At 72.4% G+C, this 21084-nt stretch carries 23 protein-coding genes; 11 read left to right on the plus strand and 12 right to left on the minus strand.

Going from position 1 to position 21084, the window contains the following annotated elements; genetic code table 11:
• Positions 1-17: 17 nt before the first annotated feature.
• Positions 18-617, plus strand: a complete 600-nt coding sequence (locus OIE67_RS26690; protein WP_326644935.1) for a TIGR03086 family metal-binding protein — start codon at positions 18-20, stop codon at positions 615-617.
• A gap of 173 nt (positions 618-790) precedes the next feature.
• Here OIE67_RS26690 and OIE67_RS26695 read toward each other — a convergent pair whose 3' ends face one another.
• Positions 791-1798 carry a transcriptional regulator gene (locus OIE67_RS26695; RefSeq protein WP_326644937.1) on the minus strand — a complete coding sequence of 336 codons (1008 nt, stop codon included), beginning with the start codon at positions 1796-1798 and terminating at the stop codon, positions 791-793.
• Between the two features lie 43 nt (positions 1799-1841).
• On the minus strand, positions 1842-2687 hold the full coding sequence (locus OIE67_RS26700; protein ID WP_326644939.1) for a hypothetical protein: 846 nt from the start codon (positions 2685-2687) through the stop codon (positions 1842-1844).
• Here OIE67_RS26700 and OIE67_RS26705 point away from each other — a divergent pair.
• Together OIE67_RS26705 and OIE67_RS26710 are read left to right on the plus strand one after the other, a co-directional pair.
• Positions 2641-3729: an adenosylhomocysteinase gene (locus OIE67_RS26705; RefSeq protein WP_326644940.1), complete on the plus strand. Its 1089-nt coding sequence runs from the start codon at positions 2641-2643 to the stop codon at positions 3727-3729. The two genes, OIE67_RS26700 and OIE67_RS26705, sit on opposite strands and share 47 nt — an antisense overlap.
• Positions 3726-4271 carry an NUDIX hydrolase gene (locus OIE67_RS26710; RefSeq protein WP_326644942.1) on the plus strand — a complete coding sequence of 182 codons (546 nt, stop codon included), beginning with the start codon at positions 3726-3728 and terminating at the stop codon, positions 4269-4271. Before OIE67_RS26705 ends, OIE67_RS26710 begins: the two co-directional genes overlap by 4 nt.
• Positions 4272-4307: 36 nt before the next feature.
• Here OIE67_RS26710 and OIE67_RS26715 read toward each other — a convergent pair whose 3' ends face one another.
• The 3 genes from OIE67_RS26715 to OIE67_RS26725 all read right to left on the minus strand — a co-directional run bounded on the left by OIE67_RS26715 (position 4308) and on the right by OIE67_RS26725 (position 6318).
• Positions 4308-5051 (minus strand): DUF427 domain-containing protein, encoded by a 744-nt coding sequence (locus OIE67_RS26715; RefSeq protein ID WP_326644945.1) that lies wholly within the window; start codon positions 5049-5051, stop codon positions 4308-4310.
• Between the two features lie 44 nt (positions 5052-5095).
• Positions 5096-5683 carry a hypothetical protein gene (locus OIE67_RS26720; protein ID WP_326644947.1) on the minus strand — a complete coding sequence of 196 codons (588 nt, stop codon included), beginning with the start codon at positions 5681-5683 and terminating at the stop codon, positions 5096-5098.
• A 167-nt stretch (positions 5684-5850) separates the two neighbouring features.
• Complete coding sequence (locus OIE67_RS26725) at positions 5851-6318, minus strand: adenylyltransferase/cytidyltransferase family protein (protein WP_326644949.1); 468 nt, start codon at positions 6316-6318, stop codon at positions 5851-5853.
• 193 nt (positions 6319-6511) lie between these two features.
• On the opposite strand from OIE67_RS26725, the gene OIE67_RS26730 reads away from it, so the two are divergent.
• A complete protein-coding gene (locus OIE67_RS26730) occupies positions 6512-6964 on the plus strand; it encodes an ATP-binding protein (protein WP_326644951.1) in 453 nt (150 codons plus the stop codon).
• Between the two features lie 13 nt (positions 6965-6977).
• Here the strand turns inward: OIE67_RS26730 and OIE67_RS26735 are convergent, their stop codons facing one another.
• Positions 6978-8003: a nucleoside hydrolase gene (locus OIE67_RS26735; protein WP_326644953.1), complete on the minus strand. Its 1026-nt coding sequence runs from the start codon at positions 8001-8003 to the stop codon at positions 6978-6980.
• Between the two features lie 178 nt (positions 8004-8181).
• Here OIE67_RS26735 and OIE67_RS26740 point away from each other — a divergent pair, with 178 nt between their 5' ends.
• Positions 8182-8586 carry a hypothetical protein gene (locus OIE67_RS26740; RefSeq protein WP_326644955.1) on the plus strand — a complete coding sequence of 135 codons (405 nt, stop codon included), beginning with the start codon at positions 8182-8184 and terminating at the stop codon, positions 8584-8586.
• 12 nt (positions 8587-8598) lie between these two features.
• On the opposite strand, the gene OIE67_RS26745 is transcribed toward OIE67_RS26740, so the two are convergent.
• The 3 genes from OIE67_RS26745 to OIE67_RS26755 all read right to left on the minus strand — a co-directional run bounded on the left by OIE67_RS26745 (position 8599) and on the right by OIE67_RS26755 (position 11376).
• On the minus strand, positions 8599-9882 hold the full coding sequence (locus OIE67_RS26745; protein ID WP_326644957.1) for an RNA polymerase sigma factor: 1284 nt from the start codon (positions 9880-9882) through the stop codon (positions 8599-8601).
• 24 nt (positions 9883-9906) lie between these two features.
• Entirely contained in the window at positions 9907-10257 is a 351-nt protein-coding gene (locus OIE67_RS26750; RefSeq protein WP_326644959.1) for a YciI family protein, read from the minus strand.
• Positions 10258-10356: 99 nt separating this feature from the next.
• Entirely contained in the window at positions 10357-11376 is a 1020-nt protein-coding gene (locus tag OIE67_RS26755) for a helix-turn-helix transcriptional regulator (RefSeq protein WP_326644961.1), read from the minus strand.
• A 194-nt stretch (positions 11377-11570) separates the two neighbouring features.
• Between OIE67_RS26755 and thrS the strand changes: the two genes are divergently transcribed.
• From thrS to OIE67_RS26775, 4 genes are all read left to right on the plus strand, one after another.
• Positions 11571-12761: a threonine--tRNA ligase gene (thrS, locus tag OIE67_RS26760; protein WP_326645480.1), complete on the plus strand. Its 1191-nt coding sequence runs from the start codon at positions 11571-11573 to the stop codon at positions 12759-12761.
• An 89-nt stretch (positions 12762-12850) separates the two neighbouring features.
• Positions 12851-14788, plus strand: coding sequence for a TRAP transporter permease (locus tag OIE67_RS26765; protein ID WP_326644963.1), 1938 nt, complete (start codon positions 12851-12853; stop codon positions 14786-14788).
• Positions 14785-15735 (plus strand): TAXI family TRAP transporter solute-binding subunit, encoded by a 951-nt coding sequence (locus tag OIE67_RS26770; RefSeq protein WP_326644965.1) that lies wholly within the window; start codon positions 14785-14787, stop codon positions 15733-15735. The genes OIE67_RS26765 and OIE67_RS26770 overlap by 4 nt, the downstream gene beginning before the upstream one ends.
• An 11-nt stretch (positions 15736-15746) precedes the next feature.
• Positions 15747-16208: a hypothetical protein gene (locus OIE67_RS26775; protein ID WP_326644967.1), complete on the plus strand. Its 462-nt coding sequence runs from the start codon at positions 15747-15749 to the stop codon at positions 16206-16208.
• Here OIE67_RS26775 and OIE67_RS26780 read toward each other — a convergent pair.
• Positions 16175-17146, minus strand: a complete 972-nt coding sequence (locus OIE67_RS26780) for a magnesium transporter CorA family protein (RefSeq protein ID WP_326644969.1) — start codon at positions 17144-17146, stop codon at positions 16175-16177. The genes OIE67_RS26775 and OIE67_RS26780 overlap by 34 nt on opposite strands.
• The gene (locus OIE67_RS26785; protein ID WP_326644971.1) at positions 17146-17853 is read right to left on the minus strand and encodes a DUF72 domain-containing protein; all 708 of its coding nucleotides are present in this window, start codon (positions 17851-17853) and stop codon (positions 17146-17148) included. Before OIE67_RS26785 ends, OIE67_RS26780 begins: the two co-directional genes overlap by 1 nt.
• A gap of 74 nt (positions 17854-17927) precedes the next feature.
• Here OIE67_RS26785 and OIE67_RS26790 point away from each other — a divergent pair, with 74 nt between their 5' ends.
• A complete protein-coding gene (locus tag OIE67_RS26790) occupies positions 17928-19259 on the plus strand; it encodes a YibE/F family protein (RefSeq protein ID WP_326644973.1) in 1332 nt (443 codons plus the stop codon).
• Here the strand turns inward: OIE67_RS26790 and OIE67_RS26795 are convergent.
• On the minus strand, positions 19253-20110 hold the full coding sequence (locus tag OIE67_RS26795; protein ID WP_181307907.1) for an NAD(+)/NADH kinase: 858 nt from the start codon (positions 20108-20110) through the stop codon (positions 19253-19255). The two genes, OIE67_RS26790 and OIE67_RS26795, sit on opposite strands and share 7 nt — an antisense overlap.
• Before the next feature lie 82 nt (positions 20111-20192).
• Between OIE67_RS26795 and OIE67_RS26800 the strand changes: the two genes are divergently transcribed.
• Entirely contained in the window at positions 20193-21056 is an 864-nt protein-coding gene (locus OIE67_RS26800) for a DUF72 domain-containing protein (protein ID WP_326644975.1), read from the plus strand.
• Positions 21057-21084: the final 28 nt, after the last annotated feature.

Genomic DNA, 21084 nt, shown 5'->3' on the forward strand with positions numbered 1-21084 from the left:
GAACGGAAGGGCTCCTCATGAGCAGCAAGATCGTCACCGGCTGGACCGCCCTCGACGCCGCCCACGACGCGCTGCGCCAGGCCGTGAGCGGCGTGGGCCAGGACGACTGGACCCGCGCGACGCCCTGCGCCGGCTGGAACCTCGCCCAGGTCTTCCAGCACGCCGTCGGCGACCAGATCGGCTTCGCCTCCGCCCTGACCGGCGAGCCCGGCCCTGCCTTCAACCCGTTCGAGCCCTCGGGCGAGCTGGACGGGGACCCGGCGGCGGTCCTGGAAGACGCCCTGGGCCGCTCGGCGCGGGCGTGGGCCGGGGTGGACCGCGAGGCGGAGGAGGTGCCGACGCCGGTGCCGCCGCACAAGATGTCACCCTGGTCCGGCTCGGCGGCGTGCGCGCTCGACGCCGGCGTGCACGCCTGGGACATCGCCATGGCGACCGGCCAGTCATCGCCGCTCACCCCCGAGCTGGCCCGGCCGCTGATGAAGGTGGCCAAGGAGATCGTCGAGCCGCTGCGCGCGTGGGGCGCCTACGCCGCCGCCCTCACGCCGGAGGAGGGCGACGACGACGTGGCCGCCCTCCTGCGCTACCTCGGCCGCGACCCCCACTGGACCGCCGCCTGAGAGAGCTGTGGCGTACGACCGGCCCATCGGCGCCCCGTCACCCACCCGGGTGACGGGGCTTTCCCCCACTCGGCCAGGGTGCGGCGCGCGCTGGAGTCCTATCCCGACGGCGGGGCGACAACCATCATGCGCCGGGCGGGTAGCCGGCCAGCAGCTCGCGCACCTCGCGTACCTCACGATGCCGGGCGAGCCGGTCGAGCACGACCGTGGCCCGGAGCGAGGTCCGGTCGCTGGCCACGTGGGCGGACATCTCCAGCATGCGGAGCCTGCCGTGCCGCCTCCTCCGGCTCGTTCGCGTCGGCCAACGCCACGGCGAGCCACGACAGATAGAGCGCGAGCTCCCGGGCGTGAGTCGTGTCATACCGGCTCAGCACGTCCGTGAGCAGGGGAACGGCGCGGAGCGGGCGGCGCAGCTCCGTGTAGACGCGGGCCTGCATCACCCGCAGCTCGCCCGGATCGACCCAGTAGAGGTAGGCCGGCTCATCACGTCCGCGGGTCAGGGCGAGCGCGTCCCTGGCCTCGCCGAGGGCGCGCATCGCGGCTTGGGCGTCGCCGTCGCGAGTGTGCGCCCAGGCGAGCCGATCCCACGCCAGCGCGCGGCTCCGAGCCGGCCCGTGCGGCCCGGCCGCCTCGACGGCGGCAAGGGCCAGAGCGACGCTGTCCGCCGGGTCACCGGCGTTCGCCACCTGGTAGGCCAGCGAACCGATCAGGTTGGATTCGAGCGTGGCGTCGCCGGCCTCGCGGGCGGCGCTGACACCGAAGCGGTAGGTCCGCTCCGCCTGCTCGTGCCGCCCGGCGTCCGAGGCGATCCATCCGGCGATCTGGGCCGCCTCGCCGATCACGGTCAGCAGGGCGCGGCCGACCTCCTCCGGGTACGCGGCCTCGCGGTAGGTGCGCACGACGCCGTCGAGCTCGCGGAAGGCAGGGCCGATGAGGTCCTCCCCGCCGAGCACGTCGTCGGCGAGGCGCATCCCGTGAACGCGGGCGGCCAGGTCCTCGACGGTACTGCGCCCGATACGACGTCCCGCCCTGGCAACGAGCGGGTTCCTCTCGGGCAGGATCGCCGTGAGCACTTCGTCGTGGAGCTGCCTGGCCATCTCCTTCTGCGAGCAGAACCGCGCGTTGCGTTCCGCCTTCAGGCGAACGGCCCATGCCGATGCCGGCTTGCGCTCATCCTTCATGGCTACCTCACGGGCTGAGGGCTCTCTTCCATCGCGATCGCTGTCACAACGCGACGGACGCACGCATCGCGAGCGCCCGAAGCCCGGACAGGTGGCTGTGCGGATCCCGATGCAACAGATCTTCGATGACCCGGCGGGGGCCCGGCCGTCGCACCTCGGAGGGCGCGATCTTCTCCGCGACGAGCAGTGCGCGGACGGCACGGTCCGTCTTCCCCCACAGCGTGTACGCCTCGGCGCTGCCGGTGTAGTACGAGGCCCGCCGCTCCACCGTGGGGATGTCTTCGGGCGAGATGGCACGGGCATGCTCGATCGCCATGCCGGCATCGCCCAGCACGATGGACACGCCAATTCGGTACGTGACCACGTGCCCGGCCGACAGCACCAGCTTGGGCGCCTTCCGCGACGCCTCGGCGGCCTCCTCCAGCATGGCCAGCGCGCTGTGCCGGTCCTCCATCCGTGCGGCGGCGACAGCACCGGTGGACATGAGCGCCCCGTACGCACCCCACGCGGCCGGCGGCGCGTCGGCCAGCCGCGGGCGCAGAAGGTCAGCCGCCCGCGCGGTGAGGTCGCGCGCCTTGGCGTAGTCGGCGGCCCGGTGGAACAGAGACACCATGTCGCGGCGGGCCTCGGCGAGTGCGCGCAGGTCGCCACTCGCCGCCGCGGCCTGCTCCCCCTGATGGGCCGCCACCCACGCGTACGGCGGCGCCGACAGCTTGATCAGCGTCAGGGCCGCGAGGTGGTACACCTGGGCGGCCAGGGCCTGCCCGGCCGGATCCGTTGCCGCCCGGGCAACGGGGATCAGCCCGGCGAGGTCGTCGGCGAGGCCGGCGTATCGGGTCGCGGTGAAGTCGCGGCGGGCCCGGGCGACGGCCTGGCTGAACGACTGCATCGGCATCCCGCACCTGCTCGCCGAGCGCCCCCGCTTCCTGGAGGGCATCGAGCGGCTCTCGGACATGGCCGCCGTGCTGCCCAAGCCGCGCAGCATCGACGACGGCGCGCTTCGGCAGATCAACTCCAGGGTGCAAGTCGACGACCTCGACCGCGATCGGCTCGCCGATCCCGAACAGGCCCTCGCGTACGTCGAGTCACGCGCGCCCGGTCGCGACCTGATCCTGCTCGACGTCGGCGGCTACTTCGCACCCGCCCTGGAGCACTTGCACACGCACTTCTCCGGCCGCCTGCTCGGCGTCGTCGAGGACACCGAGAACGGCCACCAGCGCTATGCCGCGCTCGACAAGGTGCCCGTGCCCGTCTTCTCCGTGGCCCGCTCACCGTTGAAGGACCCGGAGGACTACCTGGTCGGCCAGTCCGTCGTATTTTCCACCGAGGCCCTCGTACGACGCCGCGACGACATCCTCAACGGCCGCCCGGCCTGCGTCATCGGGTACGGCAAGCTGGGCCGGTCCATCGCCGAGATGCTGCACGCCAAGCACGTAGGCGTCACCGTCTACGACATCGATCCGATACGCCGCGTTCAGGCGCTGTCCCAGGGCTACCGCACCGCAGGCACGCTGTCCGAGGCGCTCGGCGACGCCGGCATCATCATGTGCGCGACCGGCAACCACGCCTTGAGAGAGGACGACTTCACCCGCGTCCCGAACGGGGCCTACATCGCGTCCGTCACCTCGAGCGACGACGAGCTGGAGCTGACGGCGCTGACGGGCCTGTACACGCGCACCCCGGTGAACGACCAGATCACGCGGTACGCGCGTACCGGCCACTACTTCTACCTGCTCGCCGACGGGGACGCGGTCAACTTCCTGCACGGCGCTTCGGTGGGGACGTTCATCCTCCTCGTGCAGGCGGAGATCCTCGCCGCTCTGGGCCTGCTGGCCGGCGGCCGACATGATCCGGGCATGTGGGAGGTTCCTCCGGAAGTCCGGCAGTCGATTGCGGCGACCTGGCTGACCTACTTCCATGGGGTGTCATGACCGTCTCTCTCGCCGAGATCCGCGGCGTTCTGGCCCGCTATCTCGACGCCCACCCTGATCGTGCACCCGGCGTCGCCCGGCTGACCCACGCGCTCGTCCCGGGGCGGGATCTCGCCTCGCGCAGCACGTTCCCGCTCCATGTGACGGCGAGCGCTGCCGCGATCGACGGCACCGGCCGCGTGCTGATGATCCACCATCGGGCGTTGAACCGCTGGCTGCTGCCCGGCGGCCACGTCGAGCCCGGCGACCACAGCCTGTACGGCGCCGCGCTGCGCGAACTGGAGGAGGAGACCGGCATCCCGTGGCAGCACGCCGTCTCCCCGCCGGCGCATGACGTCATCCCCGTGGACGTCGATGTCCACGAGATCCCTGCCAACCCGGCCAAGCCGGAACCAGCCCACTGGCACGCGGACTTCCGGTTCGCGTTCTGGGTGAAGGACACGCCCATCACCCTGCAGACCGAAGAGGTCACCGCGTTCGGCTGGCGAAGCCCGGCCGACCTGCCCACCGTCCGCCTCGCGGACAGCGTCGGCGCGATTTGAACCTGCACACGGTCGGTGCCGGGAACAGCGCTCTGATCAGGAGAACACCGTCTTCGGGCGCTCCTCAAGCTCCCCGTCGACGTAGATGTCGAGCTTCTCGTTGTAGAACGCGACCAGCCCAGCCACCTTCTCGCTCTCCGGCAGTGGTGTGCGGTAGGACCAGGCGAGGTCCTTCTGGCCGTTGACCGTCCAGTATTCGGCGCTGCCTTTGTACGGGCAGTGGGTGACGGTGTCGGTGTGCTCCAGCAGGTCGAGGCGTACGTCCGTCTTCGGCAGGTAGTAGCGGGCGGGCAGGCCCGTCTCGAAGAGGATGCGCGGGCTGTGGGAGTCGGCGACGGTGACGCCGTCCACCTCGACCCGCACGTGGCGCGAGCTGCTCAGGATGTCCACCCTCGTGTACGGGTTGCGCGGGTGGACGAACACCTCCTCGTCCTCCTCGAACCAGGCGTCCATGGCGTCCCAGTCGAAGCGGACGTGGCCGCGGATCTGCTCCAGCGGCGAGTCGGGATAGGCCAGCGCCCCGTCCACGGCCTCGGAGGACCCGGACGTGACCGTGTAGACCACCGCGTCGCCCCTGCTCGGCGAGTGCTGGGTGGCCCCGGTGGGCTTCAGCGCGGACTCGTCCACGTCCGCGAGCGGGAAGTAGTAGGCGGGATAGTACGGGACTTCCCAGACGAGCAGGGCGGAGGTGGTGTCGGCCACCACCCGGCCGCCGAGGTAGGTCCGCACACGCTTGGCGGTGCGCTCCACGCGCACCCGGCCGCGGTTCGTGACATCCATGTTCGCGGCAACCCCGGCGGTTCCCTCCCTATTCCGGGACGGAATCAGCTGAGGCCGAAGGCGCTCAGAGTGGCCCAGGTGGTGAGCGTGCCCACGGCGGTGCCGGCGGCGACCTGGGGCCAGGTGTGGTGCGTGAGCCGTACCCTGGCCCAGCACACCAGCGCCACGACGGCGGCTCCGGCGAGCACGGCCGGCCACACGGGCAGGACGTGCGCGAACACCACCACCGTGCCGGCGGACACGGCGGCGTGGAAGGAGATCTTCCACCGCAGGGTGATGGGGACGGTCACCGCCAGCGCCACCAGCATCGCGGTCACGGTCGCCACCAGCAGGGTGGGCGCGCCCATCAGGACGAGCAGGGCCAGCGCCACCAGCACGGCCGCGGCGGCCGCGAGCAGCGGGCCGGTGCGGCGGGCGCGGTCGACGATGTGGTGGGAGTCGAGGCGTCCCGAGCGCACGCCCAGCGCGATCACCGCCGCCGGCACGCCACCGCAGAACGCCGACGCCACCAGGCCCCAGGCGGCGCCCCTCCACCCCTGGGCGAGCAGTCCGACCAGCGGTGGCATGACGATCACCAGCACCTGGGGCGCCAGCAGGTTCGTCACCCGTCTGGCTACGAGGTCGGCTGTCATGTCACGACAGATTACGCGATCATGGCCGATGAGCTGCCTAGCAACCCGCCCTACGGCCCCTCACCCCTCGGAGTACGTCATCCGTCGCACGCCCCAAGTGCGCGTACGTGGTGGGGCCGTGTGTGGTGTCGTGGGCGTCGCGTTCGTGGCGGTGGTGGGAACGCGGGTCAGCCCTTGCCTGCGGCGTTGACGATGCGGGTGGTCGAGCGGTCGGGGATGGCCTCCAGCTCCCAGCACTCCGCCCCCAGGATCGCGGCCGCCGCCGCGCGGGCGCCGGCGTGCGGGTCGCCCGCCGTGTGGGCGAGCGCGGCCGGGCGCATCGGGGCGAGCAGGTCGATGTAGTCGTCGGGCCCGTGCGCCCCGGGCGGCCCCTTGACCACGAAGACCCCCGTCACGAACCGGAGCGCGGCGAGCACCTCGGCTCGCTCCGCCGACGGGTTGAACGGGCGGGTCGGCCCCTTCCACGCGCGCACGCGCGGATCGTCCTCGACGCCCACGACCAGCGGCAGCCCGCGCGCCGCCACCGCGCCGAGGTAGCGCACATGGCCCACGTGCAGGATGTCGAAGACGCCGGTCACGACCGCCGCTCCCGGCAGCTCGTACGGCTGCACCCAGACGGCCTCCAGGCTGCTCACGCGACCTCCTGTTCCCCCACGGGCCTAGACGACTCGTCGATCGCAGCGTACTCGGTCGGCGTCCCCACCCGCGAAACCGACCTCCCCGGGGGTAAATACGGACCTTGGGAAAGCCCATTCCTACCTTTTCGCGATAATCTCCACCCCACCCCTGGCGCGTCTCATAACGTCGCCGGTTCTGGGGGAGGTCACCGTGGCAGCGCCGATTCCGCACCACGCAGATGAGGACGACCGGCCGGATCCAGGTGATCACGTGGTCCGGCTGCGCGGGGTGCCCTCCCAGGTGTCCAGGGCCAGGGAGCTCGTCACGGCGGTGCTGGGCCGCGATCATCCGCTCTACGACGACGTGGTGCTGCTCACCAGCGAGCTGGCCACGAACGCGATCCTGCACACCAGGTCCGGCGCCGGGGGCTCGTTCACGGTGACGGTGGCCAGTTCGGAGACGGGGGTGCGGGTGTTCGTGTCGGACGCCGGCTCCGACGGGCCGCCGTGCGTGTGCCGGACGAGCACGCAGTCCACCAGCGGCCGCGGCCTGCCGCTGATCGAGGCGCTCAGCCACCGCTGGGGCTTCACCCGCGAGGCCGGCACCACGACCGTCTGGTTCGAACTGCTGCGCGCCCACGTGCCCGCCGGCGTCGCCGTCTGACTGTGCCGACGCGTCAGGTGCGGCCGTTCAGGGTGTCGAGGAAGCGCCGCTCGAAGGCGGCGGTGCCGGCCGCGGTGCCGTACTGGAGCAGGCGGCCGGAAGGTGACAGTACGGTACGCCCGGCCGAAGGGCCGTCGGTCACCACGTCGACGCGCCCGGCGGTGAACGTGACGTGCCCGGGGTGCACGGCGCTCATCGCGGCCAGCGGGTCCCACCAGTAGAGCAGGCCGGCGTCGATCAGCGGCCGCACCTCGGGATGGGTGACGATCTCCAGTACGGTGTCCGCGGCCGCGGCGCCGTGGTCGGCGGCGAGCCGGTCCAGGAAGGCCGCGGTGATCGGCACCTGGTTGGCGGCGTCGAGCGACACCATGCGCACGCTCCCGCGGCTGCGGGTCAGCGCGGCCCGCGCGGCGGCGGGATCGAGCCAGTAGTTGAACTCCTGGCTCCCGTCGAACTCGGGCGGCGTGCCGCAGCACAGGTTCCCGCCGACGGCCACGGCCCCGCCCATCGTGGTCAGCCGGGCGGCGGAGTACGGCAGCGCTTCGGCCACGTTCGTCAGCGGGCCGGTGGCGACGATCTGGATCGAGGGCTCGGCCCGTACCAGCCGCCTGATCAGTTCGGGGGCACGGGTCCGCGACGGCGTCTCGTCGCCGGCGCAGCCGGGGGTGGCCGCGGTGAGCACCCGGTCGAACAGCTGCCGCAGGTCGGCGGGGAAGGAGTTGGGGCCGGTGGCCGGGGAGTCGGCGACGGCCACGCCGCGCAGGCCGAGCCGCTGGGCCAGGCACCTCGCGTGCCGGATGGCCCGGCCGGGTAACCCGGCGCCGGCCTCGGTGACGGTGATGGCGCGCAGGTCGATCCGCCCGGCCCTGTGCTCCTGGGACAGGTAGGCCAGGGTGGCCGCGTCGTCGAAGTCCATGTCGGTGTCGAAGATGACGGCGGGAGGCCGGGGCATCGCCCGAGCATCCCCCGCCAGGGCCGGCTGCGCGGGCGCCGCCAGGGCCGCCAGGACGAGGATGAGGGCCGGCAGGATTCTCTTCATCGGTTTCCCCGGATTCGCGAGACAGGTGGGCGACCGGAACCCACCCTGACACGAAGAAACGAGCGCCGGGGTTTCAGATCGGCTTCATGGCCGCTTCACCGCCGTTCTCCGGGGTTCCTGGCCCGAGGGGCGCGTCGTAGCGTTGCCTCCCGTCCGGTCCTACGGTGGGGAGACAACGATGGGGAAGTTCGGCAGAGCGGCCGTCGCGGCGATCATCTCGGGCGCGGCGCTGGCGGCGTCCTGCGCGTCGCCGGCACAGGCCGCGACCGGCACAGAGACGAGCAGCGCGGCCGCCGCGGAGTGTTACGCGAGCAGCGGGAACCTCTACTGCGGCAACGCGGCCAACGCGCTGATCTACGCGTCGCCCGGCTACACCAAGCCCGGCGGCAACCCGGAGACCGTGGTCGACCGCCTGCTCACGACGGTCAGCTACTTCAAGTGCTACGTCTCCGGCCAGCGGCACGGCGGCGGCAACAGCATCTGGTACTACACCTACGGCGACGTGACCGGCCGCTGGGGCTACGTGGCCGCGGTCAACGTGTGGACGTCGACCGACCCGTACCCCGGCGTCGCCCACTGCTGACCGGGCGGATGCTCACTCGCAGGACCGCAGTCTGCGGCGCAGGTGGGCCCGCTCGGGCTCGGTGCCAGCCGTGGCGAGCGCCTCGCGGTAGGCCGCGGCCGCCTCGTCGCGGCGGCCCAGCCGCCGCAGCAGGTCGGCCCGGGCCAGCGCGTACGGGTGGTAACCGCGCAGCCGCTGCTCCCCGGCCAGCTCGTCGAGCAGCGCCAGCCCCGCTTCCGGCCCGTCGCGCATGGCCACCGCCACCGCCCGGTTGAGCGCCACCACCGGGGAGGGCGCGAGCGCGAGCAGCACGTCGTACAGGGCCACGATCTGCGGCCAGTCGGTGGCCGGCCAGTCGGGGGCCTCGTCGTGCAGGGCGGCGATGGCGGCCTGCACGCCGTACGGCCCTGGCGAGCCGCCGGTGAGGGCGGTGACCACCAGCGCCTGCCCCTCTTCGATCATCGGCCGGTCCCACAGCGCGCGGTCCTGGTCGCCGAGCAGCACCAGCTCGCCGCCGGGGCCGATCCTGGCGGCGCGGCGGGCGTGGGTGAGCAGCATCAGGCCGAGCAGCCCGGCCACCTCGCGCTCGCCGGGCAGCAGCCGGCGCAGGATCCGGGCCAGCCGGATGGCCTCCTCGGCCACGTCGACCCGGAGCAGGCCGGGGCCCGAGCTGGCCGCGTACCCCTCGGTGTAGATCGAGTAGATCACCTGGAGCACGCCGGGCAGCCGGTCGGGCAGCTCGTCCGCGCCCGGCACGCGGAACGGGATGCGCGCCTCGCGGATCTTCTTCTTGGCCCTGACGATCCGCTTGGCCATGGTGGCGGGCGGGAGCAGGAGGGCGCGCGCGACCTCCGGGGTGGTGCGGCCGGCCAGGCAGCGCAGGGTCAGCGCGATGCGGTCCTCGGCGGGCAGGGCGGGGTGGGCGCAGGTGAAGAAGAGCTGCAGCCGCTCGTCGGGCAGCTCTTCTCCGGCGTCGGCGGCCGGGGCGGGGGCGGCGCGGTCGGCCTCGACCTGGAGGACGGCGAGGCGGGCGGCGTACGCGCGGTCGCGCCGCAGCCGGTCGACGGCCTTGCGCCTGGCGGTGGTGAGCAGCCACGCGCCCGGCTTCGACGGGACCCCGCCGGCCGGCCAGTGCACCAGCGCCGCCTCGATCGCCTCCGAGGCGACCTCCTCGGCCAGGTCCAGATCGCCGAAGCGGCGGACCAGGGCGGCGAGCAGCCGCCCCCGCTCCTCACGGAAGACCGCCTCCACGGAGGTCCCCACCTCCTCGACCGGCCCCGTCGCGTCCATCGGGTCCTCGCCCACAGCCGCCGTCACCCCCACGCCTCCGGCCAGGTCGCGTCAGTCGAAGTCGGCGATCGGGCGGACCACGACCGAGCCGCCGCCGCGCGCCCCCGGGCAGCGGGCCGCCCAGTCGAGCGCCACGTCGAGGTCGGGCACGTCGATCACGTAGTAGCCGCCGAGCACCTCCCGCGTCTCGGCGAACGGCCCGTCGGTGACGGCCCGCTCCCCCGACGCGTTCACCCGGACGACGGTGGCCGTGGTCAGGTCGGCCAGCGAGTGGCCCGAGACGTGGACGCCCGACTCCCTGACGCTCTTGTCATAGGTCACCCACTCCTCGAACGACGCCGCCTCGGGGTCCGGCTCGTCCTGCGGCGTGGCGGGGCTGTTGATGAGCAGCATGTACTTCATATCGGCTCTCCTCGTGTCGTCGATCGTACGGCGCCGTCCGCCGCTTCCCTATGACGACGAACGGCGCCCCGGCAGAAGGACAGGCCCGGGAAGAAGTTTTCAGCCGTCGAGCCGGCACAGCCCTTCGGCCAGCGCCTTGGTCGTCAAGCGCGTGCGGCTGTCGCAGCCCAGCTTGGCGAAGATGTGCTCCAGATGCGTGGTGACCGTGCGGACGCTGAGCACGAGCGCCGCCGCGATCTGCGGGTTGGAGTCGCCCGCCGCCACCCGGGTGAGCACGTCGAGCTCACGGCCGGTCAGCTCGTACGGCAGCACGCACGGCCGCTCGGCCGCCACCGCCCCCTGCAGCGTGCCCTGGTATCCGACGCCCGCCCGCAGCAGCCGCACCTCGTGCCAGCGGCCGTCGGCGCCGAGCCAGAGCCCGTGCCGGCTGAGCTCGCGCGAGTCGATGAACTCCCGCGCGCAGGCGGCCATCGCCGGGTCGTCGCACAGCGCGGCCGAGATCTCGCGGCCCGGCACCTCGCGCCGCGTGCCGAGCCGGTCGAACGCCACCGCGCGGTAGTCGGGCGGCAGCCCCACCGGGTCGATCACGCACCGGTTGAGGTCGGTGAGGTGGGCCAGCATCGGGCTGACCGCGCTCACCAGGGCTCCGGTGCGACGGGGGAAGGCGTCTCTGGTCGCAAGGTGCAGCAGCCCCGTGTAGCGGCCGTCGTCGAGGAAGAGCGGCGCCGTCAGCCCGGCCCGCCAGCCGTAGGGGGCCAGGTGGCGGCGGAAGTAGCGCTCGGTGCCCGGCTCGGGCATGCCGACCGGCGCGCGGGTGGCCCTGGCCCTGCGGCAGGCCTCGAGTCCGGCGTACTCCTCCGCCGCGTCGTGGTCGATGCGCGGATGACCGTCGGAGACGACGCTGTGGTGACGCCCGGTGGCGGGGTCGTAGGCGACGAACTCGTAGGCGTCGAGCGGGATCACGCGGCGCAGCGCCGCCATCGCCCCGTGGGCCCCGCCGCCGCCCGCGACCTGGTAGCCGACCTCGGCGAACGCCCGCACCTGGCGCGCGTCCACGGTGATCCCGCCGTCCGCGCCGCCACGGTCCACGCCGCTGTGGCCTCCGCCGCTACGGCTCATGCAGCTCTTTATATCATTTGCCGAAATCAGCCCGTGGCTTTGCCGAATCCCGGCCGAGGACAACCCCGGAGGCCGGGTGCTAGGGTCGTACCCATGCAGCGCGCTCTCGTCACGACGACGCCGGACACCGTCCCGGCGCGCTGATCGCATGCTTCCCGGGCGGACGCCCGGGAGCCTGGTCGTTCGCCCTTTCCCTGGAAAGGATGATCATGAACGACCATCGCAGGCTCGGCCGCGAGCTGGGCATCTTCGACACCGACCCGCTGATCGGCTCCGGCCTGCCCTACTGGCTGCCCGCCGGCGCCGCGGTGCGCAAGGCGATCGAGGACTACGTGTACGAGCTGGAACGCCGCAACGGCTACCAGCACGTCAACTCGCCGGTGCTGGGCAAACGCGAGCTGTACGAGCGATCGGGCCACTGGGCCCACTACGCCGAGGACATGTGGCCGCCCATGCGGGTGGGCGGGGAGGAGTTCGTGCTGCGGCCGAGCCTGTGCCCGCACCACGCGCTGATCTGCCGCTCGCGCCCGCGCAGCCATCGTGACCTGCCGCTGCGGATCGCCGAGCTGGGCGGCATGTACCGCTCCGAGCCGTCCGGGGTGCTCGGCGGGCTGTCCAGGGTGCGGGCCATCCAGCTCAACGACGGCCACGTCTTCTGCGCGCCCGAGCAGGCCGCGCGGGAGGTGTCGGCCGCGCTCGACCTGATCGAGGCGGCGCACGACCGGCTGGGCATCCAGGCCGCCCGCTACCGGCTGTCGCTGGGCGGCGAGGGTGCCAAGTTCGTGGACGACCCCGCCATGTGGGCGCGCTCGGAGTCGCTCCTGCGCGAGGTGCTGGAGGAACGAGGCCGCGCGTACGACGAGGAGCGCGGCGAGGGCGCCTTCTACGGTCCGAAGATCGACATCCAGATCGCCGATCCGGCCGGCCGCGAGTCCACCCTGTCGACCGTCCAGGTGGACTACTTCCAGCCGGAGCGCTTCGACCTGCGTTACGCGGGCGGCGGGCGGCCCGTCATGGTGCACCGCAGCGTCGTCGGCGGCATCGAGCGGCTGGTCGCGCATCTGGTCGAGGTGCACGGCGGCGCGTTCCCCGCCTGGATGGCGCCCGTGCAGGCCGTGGTGCTGCCGCTGTCGGACGCCGAGCGGCCGGCCGCGGACGAGGTGCTGCGCCGCTGCCTGGCGGCGGGGCTGCGGGCGGAGCTGGCGCCGGCCGACCGGGGCAGCCTGGGGGCCAGGATCAGGGCACACCGGCTGGTGCCGTACCAGCTCGTGGTGGGGCCGCGTGAGGCGGCGAGCGGGGGCGCGTCGGTGCGGATGCGCGACGGGAGCCAGGCCGGGGAGGTGCCGGTCGAGCAGCTCGCCGCAGGATCGCGGCCGTTCGGCTGATCGCTGGAGATCAATCTAATAACGGAGGGTTCCCTGAGCGCGTAACCGGCTCGTACAGTCCCTGCAACGCCGTGTCGGGGAGGAAGATCTTGACCGAGCTGAGCGACCGCGAGGCCGAGTTACTTTCGGCACACGAGCAGGAGCGTCCGGCCCGGCGCCTGGGCGGGCCGCTCCGGCTCGGCGTGTGGGTCGTGGGCGGCCTGCTGTCGGTCTATTCGCTGCTGGTGGTGTTCCGCCCGGTGGAGGCGATCGAGCACCGGATGACGTTCCTGGCGGTGGCGCTGCCGCTGGTCTTCCTCTGCTACCGCTCGGGGCTGGCCGCGCGGGTGCGCCGGCTGCTGCGGCGGCCCCCGCCCGCCCCGCGTGAGGGCGGGGCGGAGTGGCCGACCGTGGCCGACTGGCTGCTGGCCGCGGCGTCGCTGGCGGTGCTGCTCCATCCGCTGGCCGACATGGACGCCTTCCGCGAGCGCGGCTCCGGCGCGGCGATGACCGACCTGGACATCGTGGCGGGCGTGGTGCTGACGGTGCTGCTGCTGGAGGCGGTGCGCAGGACCGTCGGCGCGATCTTCTCCGTCATCTGCGTGCTGTTCCTGCTCTACACCTACTACGTCGCGGCGCTGCCGATCGACTGGATCGTCTCGCAGCTCTACACCGGCACCGAGGGTTTCTTCGGGGTGCCGATGCAGGTCGCCGCCAGCTACATCATCCTGTTCACGATCTACGGCGCGGTGCTCGACCACTCGGGCGCGAGCAAGTTCTTCATCGACCTGAGCTTCGCCGCCTTCCGCAGATCACGGGCCGCCCCCGGCCGCACGGTCACCACGGCCGGATTCCTGCTCGGCACCGTCTCCGGCTCGGGCGTGGCCACCACGGTCAGCCTGGGCAGCGTGGCCTGGCCCGTGCTGCGGCGGGCCGGCTATCCGAAGGAGGCGGCCGGCGGGATCCTCGCGGCCGGGGGCATCGGCGCCATCCTGTCGCCGCCCACGCTGGGCGCGGCGGCGTTCATCATCGCCGAATACCTCGGTACGGGGTATCTCCAGGTCCTGCTGTACGCGACGATCCCCACGATCCTGTACTACCTGGGCATCTTCCTGGCCATCGAGATCGACTCGCGCCGCTTCGGCACCCACACCGTGGACGTGGACGCGCCCAGGATCGGGCGGCTGCTGCTGCGCTTCGGCTACCACTTCAGCTCGCTCATCCTCATCGTCGTGCTGATGGCGATGGAACGCTCGGCGTTCCAGTCGGTGGTGATCGCCACGGCCGTCGCGTTCCTGCTGTCGTTCCTCGACCCGAAGCACCGGATGGGCCCCAAGCGGGTGGGGCAGGCGCTGGCCAAGGGCACCCTGGAGGTGCTGCCCGTGACCGCGGTCTGCGCCGCGGCCGGCATCATCGTCGGCGCCATCACGCTGACCGGCCTCGGCCAGCAGCTGGCCGACATCATCATCGGCGTCGGCGCGGGCAACCTGGTCATCACCACCGTCATGGCGGCGCTGGCGGTGCTGCTGCTCGGCCTGGCCGTGCCGGTGACGGCCAGCTTCATCATCACGGCGGTCATCATCGCGCCGGCGCTCTTCGAACTCGGGGTGGACCGGCCCGAGGCGTACATGTTCATCTTCTACTACGCGGTGCTGTCGGAGGTGAGCCCGCCGACCGCGCTGTCGGCCGTCGCGGCGGCGGCGATCACCGGCGGCAACACGTACAAGACCATGATGATGACCTGGCGTTACACGCTGCCCGCCTTCCTGGTGCCGTTCGCCTTCGTGCTGACGCCGAACGGGCAGGCGCTGCTCGGGCAGGGACCGATCGGGACCGTGCTGCTGATGACCGCCGTCTCCGCGGTCGCGGTCGCCGCCCTGGCCGTGGCCACGGGCGGGATGGCCGCCTGGCCGGAACGCCTGCTGGCGGCGGTGGCCGCCGTGCTCCTGCTCTTCCTCGAACCCGTTCCCATCGTCGCCGGTCTGGCCGTCCTGGCGGTGGCCGCCGTCGTGCATCTCGTCAGAAGAAGGAGAAGGGACCCAGCGTGAAGCGGATACTCACGATCGTCGCCGCCGCAGTCCTGTTGGCGGCGGGTTGCGGAGGCGGTGGCGCGGGAGGGGGCTCGGGCAACCGGATCTTCATCGCCACAGGAGGGACGACCGGCGTCTACTACGTGTACGGCGGCGGCCTGGCCAAGCAGTTATCGGCGAACATTCCGGGCACCCAGGCCACCGCCTCGGTCACCTCGGCCTCGGTCGAGAACATCAAGCTCCTGGTCTCGGGCAAGGCCCAGCTCGGCTTCTCCCAGGCCGACACCGCCGCCGACGCCGTCAACGGCAAGGACACCTTCACCGGCAAGCAGCCGATCAAGGCGCTGGCCCGCATCTACGACAACTACACCCACCTGGTGGTCGCCCCCGGCGTCGCCGCCAACAGGGTCGCCGACCTGAAGGGCAAGCGTGTCTCGCTCGGGCCGGCCAACTCCGGCACCCAGGTCATCGCGCGGCGCGTGCTGGAGGCGGCCGGGCTCGACCCCGACGCCGACATCACCAAGCAGCAGCTGTCGATCAACGAGTCGGTGCAGGCCGCCAAGGACGGCACCATCGACGCCTTCTTCTGGGTCGGCGGCCTGCCCACGGCGGGCATCACCGATCTGGCCGCGAGCAGGCCGGACATCAAGATCCTCGACACCACCGACGTGCTGCAGAAGATGCAGGCCACCTACGGCCAGCAGTACGTCCCGCTGGACGTGGACCTGACGGTCTACAAGCTGACCGGCGCGGTCAAGACCGTCGGCATCGCGAACGTGCTGCTGGTGCCCGACTCGATGGACGAGCAGCTCGCGTACGACATCACCAAGACGCTCTTCGAGAAGAAGGCCGAGCTGACGGCCGTGCACCCGGAGGCCGAGAAGCTGGACCCGGCGCTGGGCCAGCAGGTGGCCCCGGTCGAGCTGCACCCCGGCGCGGCGCGCTACTACAAGGAGAAGGCCTGACCCGGCTGCTCGTGACGCTGGCCGCCGTCGCCGCGCTCGGCGCCGGCGGCGGCGCCGGTCACCTGACCGTGAACGGCCTGCCCGTCGTACGGGGCCGCTTTGCGATCGGGTACGTGCATTCGATCTACCGCGCGCCCTCCGCGGAGGTGTTCACCGTGGAGGGCCGCCGGTTCACCATGCGGGCGGTGCTCTCGCGCAACGAGGGCGTGCTCGACTACTACGCGGTGCCGGGCGAGCGCGTCCGGCTCCCCGGCGGCCTGTGGAAGCTGGTGCTGGCCGAGCCCGCCGCGTACGAGTCGCTGTCGCTGCTCACGACGTCGATCGGGCGCAGGACCGTGATCTCCGGCGGGCGCTGCCTGCCCCTCTTCCCCGCCGGCGGCGAGGTGCGCCTGACGCTGCGGCTCACGTCCGGCGCGCGGGGCGGCCCCTGCGCCCCGCCCTACAACCAGTCCTTCTTCTTGAACGCCGAGTAGAGCGCCACGGACGTCACCGCCACCAGGATCGTGGACACCCAGAAGCCCCAGGACGTCCCCGAGCCGGGATAGGGGACGTTCTGCCCGTAGAAGCCGGTGATCATGGTGGGTACCGCGATGATCGCGGCCCAGCTCGTCAGCCGCTTCATGATCTCGTTGAGCCGGAAGCCCTGCTGGGCCAGGCGGGTCTCGCCCGCGCTCGCGAGCATGTCGCGGACCGCCTCCACCCACTCGGCCGCGCGCAGGACGTGGTCGAGGACGTCCTGGTAGTAGGGCATCATCTGGGGGTCGGCGACGAGGTCCTGGTCGCGGCGCATCAGGGTGCCGATCACCTCCCGCATCGGCAAAGCGATCTTGCGCAGCTTGGTGGTGTTCTTGCGCAGGACGTACATGGAGCGCTGCAGCTCCATGGGGTCGCGCACCTGGCCCTCGAACAGCGTCTCCTCCAGCGCCTCCGTCTGCGCGTCGAGGTCCTGCACCAGCTCGAACTGACTGTCCACGACGTAGTCGAGCAGGCCGTGCAGCAGGAACGTGACGCCGTGGCGGGCCATGCGGGAGTTCGCGTCCCAGTGCCTGACCACCTCGTCGATGGGGAAGTTCGCATTCTCCCTGACGGTGACCAGGGCGTTGGCGGTGACGAAGATGTCGACCTCGACGGGGCGGAGCCTGCCCTCCACGCAGTGCACCCCGTAGACGGTGATGAACAGGTGGTTGTCGTAGACGTCCACCTTCGGCCGCTGGTGGTCGGAGAAGACGTCCTCGACGGCCAGCTCGTGCAGGCCCAGTTCCTCGCTGATCAGGGCGAGGTCGGCCGGCGTGGGGGCGCACAGGTCGAACCAGACCGTGTTACCGCGGTCCGGGACATGGTCGGAGACCTCCTCGACGGGGAACCCTTCCTTCTCGAGGACGCCGTTCCGGTAGAGACGCGTGTGCAGCACTAGAGGAGTGTGGCAAATCGTCTCGCGTTACGCACGGCAGCCCCTCCCGGGTCGTTGTTGAAGTAGATGCAGGCGTCCGGCCAGCCGGCCTCGCGGATCCGGCCCGCCCACGTGCGCAGGGCGCGCTCGCCGTACTCGAAGCCCGCGCGGCCCTCGTGCAGGCGGACGTAGCCCCAGCCGGCCGTACGCCAGAGCGGGCCGGTGGGGCGGCTGCGGCGGTCGGCCCAGCACAGGGCGGCCGAGCGGGCGGTCAGGATCGCGCGCACCTCCTCGCTCCACCAGGACGGGTGGCGCGGCTCGACGGCCACCCTGACGTGGGCGGGGAAGCAGGACAGGCACCGGTCGAGGCGGCCGGGGTCGGCCTTCAGCGTCGGCGGCAGCTGCAGCAGGATCGGGCCGAGCTTGTCCTTCAGCTCCGAGGCGGCGCCCATCAGGCGCGCGACCGGCTCCTCGGGGTCGGCCAGCCGCTTGATGTGGGTGAGGAACCTGCTCGCCTTGACCGCCATCACGAAGCCGGGCGGCGTGCGGTCGCGCCAGGCGGCGAACGACTCGGGGCTCGGCAGGCGGTAGAAGGCGTTGTTGCTCTCGACGGTGGCGAACTCCGCCGCGTACGTCTCCAGCCAGAGCCGCTGCGGCACGCCCTCCGGATACAGGGGCCCGCGCCAGTCCCTGTACTGCCATCCGGAGGTGCCCACCAGCCAGGTCATGCCGTTGGCCCTACCCAGGACGCCCGGATGCAGTACTGTCCTTGCGTCGTCAGCCGAGGAGGACCTTTCACGCGATGGGCGCCAATCACGTCCACGGCACCGCCGTACCCGGTTCGCGGCGCACGGTGGTGGCCGGTCTGGCCGTCCTGGTGCCGCTGGCCGTCGTCACTCTGACCGCGCTGCTGTGGCTGTGGCCCGACGGCGGCAAGGACACCGTCCCCGCCGAGGCCGGTGTCGAGCGGCTCACCGGCACCGTCGTCGGTGTCACGCTCGGCCGCTGCCCCGCGCCTTCCGAGGGGCTGCCCGCGCCCGACCCCGCCACCTGCGGCCGGGCCGTCGTCAAGGTCTCCGAAGGTCCCGACGCGGGCAAGGACGTCGAGCTGCGGCTGCCCGGCGGGCCGGGGGCACAGCGGTTCACCGTGCACGACGACGTGATCCTGCTGCGCGGGCCGGACGGGGCCTACCAGCTCTCCGACCACGACCGGGCGATGCCGTTGTGGCTGTTCGGGGCCGCGTTCGCGCTGGCGGTGATCGCGTTCGGGCGCTGGCGCGGGGTGACGGCGCTGGTGGGGCTGGCGGTGACGTTCGTGCTGCTGCTCACGTTCGTCATCCCCGGGATCCTGGAGGGACGGCCGCCCATGCTGGTGGCCATCGTGGGGGCGGCGGCGATCATGCTGGCGGTCCTCTACCTGACCCACGGGTTCTCGCTGTCCACGTCCGTGGCGGTGCTGGGCACGCTGGCCAGCCTGGCGCTCACGGGGGTGCTGTCGTACGGGGCGCTGGGGTTCGCCCGGCTCAACGGGATCACCGACGACAGCGCGCTCGCGCTGGACATGAGCCTGTCCCTCGACACGCAGGGGCTGCTGCTGGCCAGCATCATCATCGGCGCGCTCGGCGTGCTCGACGACGTCACGGTCACCCAGGCGGTGACGGTGGCCGAACTCGCCCGCGCCAACCCGTCCTACGGCTTCGCCCGCCTCTACCGGGCGGCCGGCCGCATCGGGCGCGCGCACATCGCCTCGGTGATCAACACGATCATCCTGGCGTACGCGGGTGCGTCGCTGCCGCTGCTGCTGCTGTTCAGCATCGGCCGGCAGCCGCTGGGCGAGGTGATGACGACGCCGGTCATCGCGCAGGAGATCGTCCGCAGCATCGTCGGCACGCTCGGCCTCATCGCGGCCGTCCCCATCACCACGGCCCTGGCCGCGCTGACGGCCTCCCGCCACCGCGACCTGCCCGAGTCCGCGCCCGACGAACCTCAGGAGCCTCCCAGGGAACGGGCCGGCTCGCATCGGCGGGCGCGGAAGGACGACGACGACGGCTTCTTCGCGCCGCAGAAAGACGACGGCTTCTTCGCGCCGCAGCCGGACGACACCGGCTTCTTCACGCCCCGCCGGCGTCAGTAGGCCTCGGCGCTGCCGTCCACCCGGAGCTTGCGCCGGGCGCGTTCGTAGAAGGTGGTGCCCACCCGGACCACGTTGGCCGCGCCGGGCCAGGCGGTGACCGTCAGGCTGTCGCCGGGGCACAGATGGCCCATCACCGCTCCATCGACCTCCACCGCCAGCCGCCCGCTGCTCGACAGCACCTGCAGCGTCACCTCCTCGTCCGCGGGCAGCACCAGGGCCCGGTTGAAGGAGGAGTGGGCGGCGGCGGCCACGACGAGGATCGCCTCGACCCTGGGCGAGACGATCGGCCCTCCGGCGGAGAAGCTGTAGGCGGTCGAGCCGGTGGAGGTGGCCACGATGACGGCGTCGGCGGCGTAGCGGACGAAGGGGCTGCCCGACGGCGTGACGGACACTCCGGCCAGCCCGTCGCCGGGCGTCCGCACGAGGGCGATGTCGTTGAAGGCCGTCATGCTCGCGCCCGCCACCGTGCAGCGGATGGCCATGCGCGGCTCGATGGAGTATTCGTGCGCGTCGATCGCCGACAGCGTCTCGGACAGCTCGTCCACGTCGATCTCGGCCAGGAAGCCGAGCCGGCCGAGGTTGACGCCCAGGATGGGGGTCGGCCGCCCGGCCAGCAGCCGCATGGTGCGCAGCATCGTGCCGTCGCCGCCGAGCCCCACCATCAGGTCGGCCCGCTCCACCATGCTGGCGGCGTCGACCGGCACGGCGGTGCAGTCGATGCGCCCCACCTCCTCGGGCAGGCCGAGCACGGTGGCGCCCTTGCCGGCGGCCCAGCGCAGGATGGTGTCGATCGCCTGCTTGGAGTCGCGCCGGGGATGCAGCACCAGCCCGACCGTCCCGATCATGCCCATGCGCCCACCTTACGACGGCCGGGGACGCCGGTCCGTCAGTGCCCCGGCGTCCCGTCGCAGGATCTCGGCTAACGTCGGATCCATGCGGCTTCACGTGGGATGCGCGATGTGGACGCACGCGCGCTGGCGCGGACGTCTCCTGCCCGGCCACCTCGACCAGGCCAACCGGCTGCGGGGCTACGCGAGCTGGTGCGACGCCGTGGAGGGCAACACCACGTTCTACGCGACCCCGTCACGGGCGACGGTGGAGTCCTGGGCGGCCCAGACCGATCCCGGCTTCCGGTTCGTGATCAAGCTGCCGAAGCCGATCACCCACGAACGCCGCCTCAGGGGCGCCGAGGCGGACGTGGCCGCGTTCCTGGACGTCATGGAGCCGCTGGGCCCGCGCGTGCACGCGTTCTGGATCCAGCTTCCCGGCTCCTTCTCCCCCGCCGACGTGGGCGCCCTGGCCGCGTTCCTGCGCGCGCTGCCCGGCGGGCACCGTTACGCCGTCGAGGTCCGGCACCGCGCCTTCTTCGCGGACGAGCGCTCGGCGCGGCTGCTGGAGCGGGTGCTGGCCACCGTGTCGGCCGAGTGGGTCCCGTTCGACACGACCGTGATGTTCGCCAGCCCGCCCACCAGCGACGCCGAGCGTGACGCCTGGACGAAGAAGCCGCGCGTGCCCCGGCGCAGCCGGGCCCTCACCGGGCATCCGATCGTCCGCTACCTCGGCCGCGACGACGAGGAGCGGACGGTCGAGGGCTGGCGGCCGTGGGTGGACACGGTGGCGGAGTGGCTGCGTGAGGGGCGCTCGCCCACCGTGTTCGTGCACACGCCGGACAACGCGGAGGCGCCGCGGCTGGCCCGCCGGTTCCACGACGAGGTGCGCGCCCGCGTCCCCGCGCTGGCCCCGCTGCCCGAGCCGATGCCCCTGGAGAGCCCCGACGAGCCGCTGACCCTCTTCTGAGCCGCCGGCTTCTGCGCCGTCAGCTTTC

The organism is Nonomuraea fuscirosea, from assembly GCF_035917475.1.
GTDB lineage: Bacteria > Actinomycetota > Actinomycetes > Streptosporangiales > Streptosporangiaceae > Nonomuraea > Nonomuraea fuscirosea.

Coding starts and splice junctions, on each gene's coding strand:
- OIE67_RS26715 (WP_326644945.1), bottom strand. CDS start 5,051: ATGGATGTCACGAACCGCGGCCGGGTGCGCGTGGAGCGCACCGCCAAG.
- OIE67_RS26710 (WP_326644942.1), top strand. CDS start 3,726: ATGACCGTCTCTCTCGCCGAGATCCGCGGCGTTCTGGCCCGCTATCTC.
- OIE67_RS26785 (WP_326644971.1), bottom strand. CDS start 17,853: ATGACCTGGCTGGTGGGCACCTCCGGATGGCAGTACAGGGACTGGCGC.
- OIE67_RS26740 (WP_326644955.1), top strand. CDS start 8,182: ATGGGGAAGTTCGGCAGAGCGGCCGTCGCGGCGATCATCTCGGGCGCG.
- OIE67_RS26755 (WP_326644961.1), bottom strand. CDS start 11,376: ATGAGCCGTAGCGGCGGAGGCCACAGCGGCGTGGACCGTGGCGGCGCG.
- OIE67_RS26695 (WP_326644937.1), bottom strand. CDS start 1,798: ATGAAGGATGAGCGCAAGCCGGCATCGGCATGGGCCGTTCGCCTGAAG.
- OIE67_RS26720 (WP_326644947.1), bottom strand. CDS start 5,683: ATGACAGCCGACCTCGTAGCCAGACGGGTGACGAACCTGCTGGCGCCC.
- OIE67_RS26795 (WP_181307907.1), bottom strand. CDS start 20,110: ATGGGCATGATCGGGACGGTCGGGCTGGTGCTGCATCCCCGGCGCGAC.
- OIE67_RS26735 (WP_326644953.1), bottom strand. CDS start 8,003: ATGAAGAGAATCCTGCCGGCCCTCATCCTCGTCCTGGCGGCCCTGGCG.
- OIE67_RS26800 (WP_326644975.1), top strand. CDS start 20,193: ATGCGGCTTCACGTGGGATGCGCGATGTGGACGCACGCGCGCTGGCGC.
- OIE67_RS26790 (WP_326644973.1), top strand. CDS start 17,928: ATGGGCGCCAATCACGTCCACGGCACCGCCGTACCCGGTTCGCGGCGC.
- OIE67_RS26700 (WP_326644939.1), bottom strand. CDS start 2,687: ATGCAGTCGTTCAGCCAGGCCGTCGCCCGGGCCCGCCGCGACTTCACC.
- OIE67_RS26690 (WP_326644935.1), top strand. CDS start 18: ATGAGCAGCAAGATCGTCACCGGCTGGACCGCCCTCGACGCCGCCCAC.
- OIE67_RS26750 (WP_326644959.1), bottom strand. CDS start 10,257: ATGAAGTACATGCTGCTCATCAACAGCCCCGCCACGCCGCAGGACGAG.